Here is a 6944-nt window from a genome sequence, read left to right on the forward strand (position 1 = left end):
GGCGGAGTATGAGGAACAGCGTGACTTCCCCGCAGTGGAAGGGACCAGCCGCCTGTCGCCCTGCCTGGCTATCGGGGTACTGTCGCCGCGTCAGTGCCTGCATCGTCTGCTGACGGAACACCCCGCCGCGCTGGACGGCGGGGCAGGCGCCACCTGGCTTAATGAGCTGATCTGGCGCGAGTTTTACCGCCATCTGATGGTCTACTATCCGAAACTCTGTAAAGGACGCCCGTTTATCGCCTGGACCGATCAGGTCGCCTGGCGCGAAGATGATGCCGCCCTGCGGGCGTGGCAGCGCGGGGAGACCGGCTTTCCGATAGTCGATGCCGCGATGCGCCAGCTTAACGCCACCGGCTGGATGCATAACCGGTTGCGCATGATTGTCGCCAGCTTCCTGACGAAAGATCTGCGCCTCGACTGGCGGGCAGGGGAGCGTTACTTCATGAGTCAGCTGATTGATGGCGACCTGGCGGCGAACAACGGCGGCTGGCAGTGGGCGGCCTCGACGGGCACCGACGCCGCGCCCTACTTCCGCATATTTAATCCCATCACCCAGGGCGAGAAGTTTGATAAGCAGGGGGTGTTTATGCGTCGCTGGCTGCCTGAGCTGGCAAAGGTGCCGGAAAAAGCGCTGCATCAGCCGTGGGCGTGGGCGGATAAACAAGGGATCAAACTGGATTATCCGCGCCCGATAGTCGATCACAAACAGGCGCGGCAGGAGACGCTGGCGGCCTGGGAGGCCGCCAGAAAAGGAATTACTCCACCGCCAGACGGCGGGTCCTGACCTTCAGTGAGTGATACAGCCAGATGACCAGCACCACGCCAACGCAGGCCAGCGCGCCCCAGGTGATCTGGCTGAAAACCTTGATGTAGGCGTCAATGGAGTAGTTCACCGCCCCGGCGGCGTCGAATGACGCCTGCGAGGTCTGGTCGGCAATAACGCCGGCCAGATAGTTGGCGATGGCTCCGGAGAGCAGCATATAGATGCCGGTCAGCACCCCAGTGACCCCCGGGATCTCAATGCGGGTGATTTGCGACATCGCGACCGGATCGATAAACAGTTCGGCAAAGCCCATCACCGCCAGACCCAGTACCATCAGCGGCATGGACGACTGGCCATAGGCCGCGGACCAGCGGGCGCTGAGGGTCAGGATGCAGAATCCGGCGCTCATCAGGCCCAGACCGAGGGCAAATTTCCCCCAGATGCGCACGGTGCGATTGCCACCGACGCTCTCTTTCACCAGCCACGCCAGCACCATCCCGCAGAGCATCACCGCGAAGGCGTTGACCGACTGGAACATGGCGGTAGGGACTTCGTAGCTCATGATATGGCGATTAACGAAGCGGTCAATATACAGGCTGATGGAGCTCCCGCCCTGCTGGGCGAAGGCCCAGAACAGCAGGCTAAACGCGGTGAGGACAACGATCAGGCGCAGATCCTTACGCTGTTTATCGGTTTCAGCGCGCAGGTAGATCCGCGCCAGCACCGCCAGGCCGATAACGGTGGCCACGATCAGGGCATACACCGACCACTCCTGCCAGAACAGCACGGCGATCAGCAGCGGGGCGGTAACCAGCAGCACCAGCAGCCAGCCCCAGTTCGGCAGCAGGAAGGTTCGCGCGCACAGCGCCTGGCGGTTGACGCCGGCGGTATGCTGGAAGTGACGGTTGCCGCAGAGAAAAATCACCAGTCCCGCCACCATGCCGATGGCCGCCAGGGCAAAGCCCATCGCCCAGCTATACTCCTCCTGTACGTAGCCGCAGGCGATAGGCGCGATAATCGAGCCGATATTGCCCGCGGCATACATCAGCGAGAAGCCGCCATCGCGACGCGGATCGGCAGGTTCGTAGAGTTCGCCCAGCAGACAGCTGACGTTGGATTTAAACAACCCGTAGCCGCAGACGATGATCGCCAGCGACAGGTAGAGGAAGACCGGGGCGGTTTCACTGGCCCCGAGCACCAGATGGCCAATGGCCATCAGCAGCGCGCCGAGCATCACCGCCATCCGGTTGCCCAGCAGCTTATCGGCCAGATAGCCGCCGAGGATCGGCGTGACATAGACCAGCGAACAGTAGGCGCTGAACAGGGCGTAGGCGTGGTTATCGTCATATTTGAGCTGATTGGTGAGATAGAGGATCAGCAGGGCGCGCATGCCGTAGAAGCTAAAATATTCCCAGATTTGCAGCGCCACGACGTAGTAAATCGCCCGCGGTTGCGATGATGTTGTCTTCATGAGAAGTGTGGTTTCCTGGCGTAAAGCGAAAGTCGATCGTTCTGCATGAATAGCGCTTAATTAGTCATATTCATGGCTTGAGGGGCTTTCTGGTTATTTAATATGCTTTATTAGTGCATAAATATACACGAATGCGCGACGGGGTGGGTAGACAAAATGCGGGATCCGGTAAAAAGTCATGGTCGGTGCCGGTAGTGGACTATCGACGGCCCGAATGGATATGGTTATGTTATGCCTTTGTATACCCTGATTATCTGCTGGAGTGGCGATGAAAAATAGCGAACTGGAACAACTGATTAACGACAAGCTCAATAGTGCGGCCATCAGTGACTTCGCCCCTAACGGTTTGCAGGTGGAAGGACGCGACACGGTGCACAAGATTGTCACCGGGGTGACGGCCAGCCAGGCGCTGCTGGATGAAGCCGTTCGGCTGCAGGCGGATGCGGTGATCGTCCATCATGGCTATTTCTGGAAAAACGAGTCGCCAGTGATCCGTGGCATGAAGCGCCGCCGCCTGAAAACGCTGCTGGCCAACGATATCAATCTCTATGGCTGGCACCTGCCGCTGGATGCCCATCCGGAGCTGGGCAACAACGCGCAGCTGGCGCATCTGCTGGGGATTAACGTGCTGGGTGAAATCGAACCGCTGGTGCCGTGGGGCGAACTGTCGATGCCGGTTTCCGGCCTCGAACTGGCCTCCTGGATCGAAGCGCGGTTGGGGCGCAAGCCGCTGTGGTGCGGCGATACCGGGCCGGACACCGTCAGCCGCATCGCCTGGTGTACCGGCGGCGGCCAGGGCTTTATTGACGCCGCGGCGCGCTTTGGGGTGGACGCGTTTATCACCGGCGAGGTGTCGGAACAAACCATTCACTCTGCCCGCGAGCAGGGGCTGCATTTTTATGCCGCTGGTCACCACGCCACCGAGCGCGGCGGCATTCGCGCCCTCAGCGAATGGCTGACGGAAACGACCGACCTGGATGTCACCTTTATTGATATTCCCAACCCTGTCTGACGGGAGAGAGAAAAGTGCAGCGAGCGCGTTGTTATCTGTTAGGAGAAACGGCCGTCGTGCTGGAGCTGGAGCCGCCGGTCACGCTCGAGAGCCAGCAACGGATCTGGGGATTGGCCCAGCGTCTGTCTCACCACGAAGAGGTGGTTGACGCCATTCCCGGTATGAACAATATCACCGTGGTGCTCCGCCGCCCGCAGGAGATGGCGTGGGAGGCGATAGACCGTCTACAGCGCTGGTGGGAGGAGAGTCTTGCGCTGGCGCCGGAGTCGAGGTCATTAACCATCCCGGTGGTGTACGGCGGCGAGGCCGGGCCGGATCTCGGGGTGGTGGCGCAGCACAGCGGCCTGAGTGAAAAACAGGTTGTGGAGCTGCATGCCTCGGTGGAATACCTGGTCTGGTTTATTGGTTTTCAGCCGGGATTTCCCTACCTGGGCGGGCTGCCGCCGGCGCTGGCGACCCCGCGTCGCGCCGAACCGCGCGTGCGGGTCCCGGCCGGATCGGTGGGCATTGGCGGCGCGCAAACCGGCATCTATCCGCTGGCGACGCCTGGCGGCTGGCAGCTGCTGGGGCGGACCGCGTTGACGCTGTTTGACCCGGCGCGTAAGGAGCCTGCGCTGCTGCGCGTGGGCGATAAAATTCGCTTTGTGCCGCAAAAGGAGGGGGTATGTTGACCCTGATCCGCGCCGGTCTGTACACCTCGGTACAGGACGGTGGACGAGAAGGCCTGCGCCAGTCTGGCATCAGTCGCTGCGGCGCCCTGGATTATCCGGCGCTGGTGATTGCCAATCTGCTGGTTGGCAACGAGGCGAACGCCGCCGGGCTGGAGATAACCCTCGGCCAGGTGGAGATTGAATTTGCCCGCAGCGGCTGGTTCGCGCTGACCGGTGCCGCCTGCGAAGCGACGCTGGATGGCAAAGCGGTCTGGGTGGGCTGGCGTACCGCCTACCGGGCCGGACAGCGGCTGGTGCTGAAAACGCCGCAGCATGGCATCCGCAGCTATCTGGCGGTGGCGGGCGGGATTGCGGTCCCGGTGGTGCTTGGCTCGCGCAGCACGGATCTTAAGGCGGGGATTGGCGGTCTGGAAGGACGCCGCCTGCAGGATGGCGACCAGCTGAAGCTCGGGAAAGCCGCTCGGCGCTTTACCACCTCGCGCGGCGTCAAGCAGCTGCCGCTGGACAATCGCATTCGCGCGCTGCCGGGCCCGGAGTATCACGAGTTTGATGCGGCCTCCCAGGCGTCGTTCTGGCGCTCTCCCTGGCAGCTCAGCCCGCAGAGCAACCGCATGGGTTACCGCCTGCAGGGACAGCCGCTGAAACGGACCACCGATCGCGAAATGCTGTCACACGGTCTGCTGCCTGGCGTGGTGCAGGTGCCGCACAACGGCCAGCCCATCGTGCTGATGAACGATGCGCAAACCACCGGCGGTTATCCGCGCATCGCCTGCATTATTGAGGCTGATATGTACCAGCTGGCGCAGATCCCGCTGGGGCAGCCGATCCACTTCGTCGCCTGCTCGCTGGAGGAGGCGCTGAAGGCGCGGGCCGATCGTCAGCGTTATCTTGAACAATTGGCCTGGAGACTCCACGATGATGATTGATCTCAATGCCGATCTCGGGGAAGGGGGCGCGAACGATAGCGCGCTGCTCCAGCTGGTGTCGTCGGCGAATATCGCCTGTGGTTTTCACGCCGGCGATGCCCGGCTGATGGTGCAGAGCGTGCGCGAGGCGCTGAAGTACGGCGTGGCGGTGGGCGCCCATCCGGGGTATCCCGACCGGGAAAATTTTGGTCGTACGGCGATGGATCTGCCGCCGGAAACGGTCTATGCCCAGACGCTGTATCAGATTGGCGCCCTGGCGGCGATCGTTCAGGCGCAGGGCGGCGAGCTGCAGCATGTGAAGCCGCACGGCATGCTTTATAACCAGGCGGCCAAATCGCCGCCGCTGGCGGACGCCATTGCCCGCGCGGTCCGTGATGTTAACCCGAAGCTGGTGCTGGTGGGGCTGGCGGGCAGCGAACTGATCCGTGCCGGGCATCACTATGGTCTGACGACGCGTCAGGAGGTGTTTGCTGACCGCGGCTACCTGGCCGACGGTAGCCTGGTGCCGCGTAGCCAGCCCGGCGCGCTGATTGACAGCGAAGAGCAGGCCCTGGCGCAAACCCTCGAGATGGTGCAACACCACCGGGTGCGCAGCATCAGCGGCGAGTGGGCCAACGTGGTGGCGCAGACGGTGTGTCTGCACGGCGATGGCCCGCACGCGCTGGATTTTGCCCGCCGTCTGCGGGCGGCGTTTGCCGGGCGCCATATTCTGGTCAGCGCGCAACTGGACGCTGAAGCGTGACAACCTGAATGACCGCGAAGGAGAGAATAATGGCAGGCGTGTTGTTAACCGGTTTTGAACCCTTTGATGGCGAGACGGTTAACCCTTCATGGGAAGTGGTGAAGCTGCTGGACGGGATGATGATTGCCGGGCAGCCGGTGATCGCCCGCCAGCTCCCCTGTGTGTTTGGCGAGGCGCTGTCGGTGCTCTACGCGGCGATAGAAGACCTGCAGCCGAGGCTGGTCATTGCTGTGGGGCAGGCCGGTGGTCGCGTCGATATCAGCGTTGAACGTGTGGCTATCAATGTCGATGATGCGCGCATTCCCGATAACAACGGCCAGCAGCCTGTCGACACGCCGATCGTCGACGGGGGGCCGGCGGCGTGGTTCAGCACCTTACCGATCAAAGCGATCGTCAGCGCGTTGCGCGATCGTGGGATCCCGGCTTCGGTCTCCCAAACCGCCGGCACCTTCGTCTGCAATCACGTGATGTATGGTTTGCTACATAAGCTGCAGGAGCAGGCTGGCGTCAGGGGCGGCTTTATCCATATTCCATGGCTACCGGTGCAGGCGGCGGCCCATCCCGGCGAACCGAGTATGGCGACCGCCACCGTGCGGGAGGCGCTGGAAACGGCCATTGCCGTGGCGCTGCGCCAGTCGGTGGATAGTAAACTGGGCGGCGGCGCCACCCATTAACAGAAGGATGACAGTATGCCGGAAGGTCCGGAGATCCGCCGCGCGGCGGATAAACTGGAGGCGGCAATCAAAGGCGAACCTTTAACCGACGTCTGGTTCGCCTTTCCCCAGTTGCAACCCTACCAAACCTCGCTGATGGGTCAGCGGGTTACCCATATTGACACCCGGGGGAAAGCCCTGCTGACCCACTTCTCCGGCGGGTTGACTCTGTACAGCCATAATCAGTTGTACGGTGTCTGGCGCGTGGTTGACGCCGGGGAACAGCCCGCCTCTAACCGGGTGCTGCGCGTCAGGCTGCAGACCGCACGCAAGGCGATTTTGCTCTATAGCGCCTCGGACATTGAAATGCTCACGGCGGAGCAGGTTGCCCATCACCCGTTTTTACTGCGCGTCGGACCGGATGTACTGGATATGACGTTAACCGCGGAGGAGGTGAAAGCGCGGCTGCTGTCGACCAAATTCCGCCATCGTCAGTTTTCCGGCCTGCTGCTGGATCAGGCTTTTCTGGCCGGGCTCGGTAACTATCTGCGGGTGGAGATCCTCTGGCAGGTGGGATTAAGCGGAAAGCGTAAAGCCGCTGAACTGAGCGATAGTCAGCTGGATGCGCTGGCGCACGCGCTGCTGGATATCCCGCGGCTTTCTTATCGAACCCGCGGCCAGGCGGATGACAACAGGCATCACGGCG

8 protein-coding genes are annotated in these 6944 nt (G+C 62.1%); 7 read left to right on the forward strand and 1 reads right to left on the reverse strand.

The window, feature by feature from the left end; translation table 11 throughout:
• The coding region (phrB, locus tag CWM53_RS15235) for a deoxyribodipyrimidine photo-lyase (RefSeq protein WP_100750804.1) at window positions 1–784 on the forward strand (784 nt) is incomplete at its 5' end.
• Here the strand turns inward: phrB and CWM53_RS15240 are convergent.
• Window positions 756–2234, reverse strand: coding sequence for an MFS transporter (locus CWM53_RS15240; protein WP_100631540.1), 1479 nt, complete (start codon window positions 2232–2234; stop codon window positions 756–758). The two genes, phrB and CWM53_RS15240, sit on opposite strands and share 29 nt — an antisense overlap.
• Before the next feature lie 268 nt (window positions 2235–2502).
• On the opposite strand from CWM53_RS15240, the gene CWM53_RS15245 reads away from it, so the two are divergent.
• The 6 genes from CWM53_RS15245 to nei form a co-directional block, all read left to right on the forward strand.
• Window positions 2503–3246, forward strand: coding sequence for a type 2 GTP cyclohydrolase I (locus CWM53_RS15245; protein WP_100729331.1), 744 nt, complete (start codon window positions 2503–2505; stop codon window positions 3244–3246).
• 14 nt (window positions 3247–3260) lie between these two features.
• Window positions 3261–3917: a 5-oxoprolinase subunit PxpB gene (gene pxpB / locus CWM53_RS15250; RefSeq protein ID WP_061155320.1), complete on the forward strand. Its 657-nt coding sequence runs from the start codon at window positions 3261–3263 to the stop codon at window positions 3915–3917.
• Window positions 3911–4843 (forward strand): 5-oxoprolinase subunit PxpC, encoded by a 933-nt coding sequence (gene pxpC / locus CWM53_RS15255; RefSeq protein WP_061155319.1) that lies wholly within the window; start codon window positions 3911–3913, stop codon window positions 4841–4843. The genes pxpB and pxpC overlap by 7 nt, the downstream gene beginning before the upstream one ends.
• Window positions 4833–5585 carry a 5-oxoprolinase subunit PxpA gene (pxpA, locus tag CWM53_RS15260; RefSeq protein WP_061155318.1) on the forward strand — a complete coding sequence of 251 codons (753 nt, stop codon included), beginning with the start codon at window positions 4833–4835 and terminating at the stop codon, window positions 5583–5585. The genes pxpC and pxpA overlap by 11 nt, the downstream gene beginning before the upstream one ends.
• A 29-nt stretch (window positions 5586–5614) precedes the next feature.
• Complete coding sequence (gene pcp / locus CWM53_RS15265; protein WP_074386514.1) at window positions 5615–6259, forward strand: pyroglutamyl-peptidase I; 645 nt, start codon at window positions 5615–5617, stop codon at window positions 6257–6259.
• Window positions 6260–6274: 15 nt separating this feature from the next.
• Window positions 6275–6944, forward strand: a 670-nt coding sequence (gene nei, locus CWM53_RS15270; protein ID WP_100750805.1) for an endonuclease VIII, incomplete at its 3' end; no start/stop codon positions are given.

Source organism: Klebsiella sp. A-Nf5 (assembly GCF_002810545.1).
Lineage (GTDB): Bacteria > Pseudomonadota > Gammaproteobacteria > Enterobacterales > Enterobacteriaceae > Klebsiella > Klebsiella variicola.

Excerpts from the sequence above, each read along its gene's own strand:
- CWM53_RS15240 (WP_100631540.1), bottom strand. The coding sequence starts at position 2,234 with ATGAAGACAACATCATCGCAACCGCGGGCGATTTACTACGTCGTGGCG.
- CWM53_RS15245 (WP_100729331.1), top strand. The coding sequence starts at position 2,503 with ATGAAAAATAGCGAACTGGAACAACTGATTAACGACAAGCTCAATAGT.
- pxpC (WP_061155319.1), top strand. The coding sequence starts at position 3,911 with ATGTTGACCCTGATCCGCGCCGGTCTGTACACCTCGGTACAGGACGGT.
- pxpA (WP_061155318.1), top strand. The coding sequence starts at position 4,833 with ATGATGATTGATCTCAATGCCGATCTCGGGGAAGGGGGCGCGAACGAT.
- pcp (WP_074386514.1), top strand. The coding sequence starts at position 5,615 with ATGGCAGGCGTGTTGTTAACCGGTTTTGAACCCTTTGATGGCGAGACG.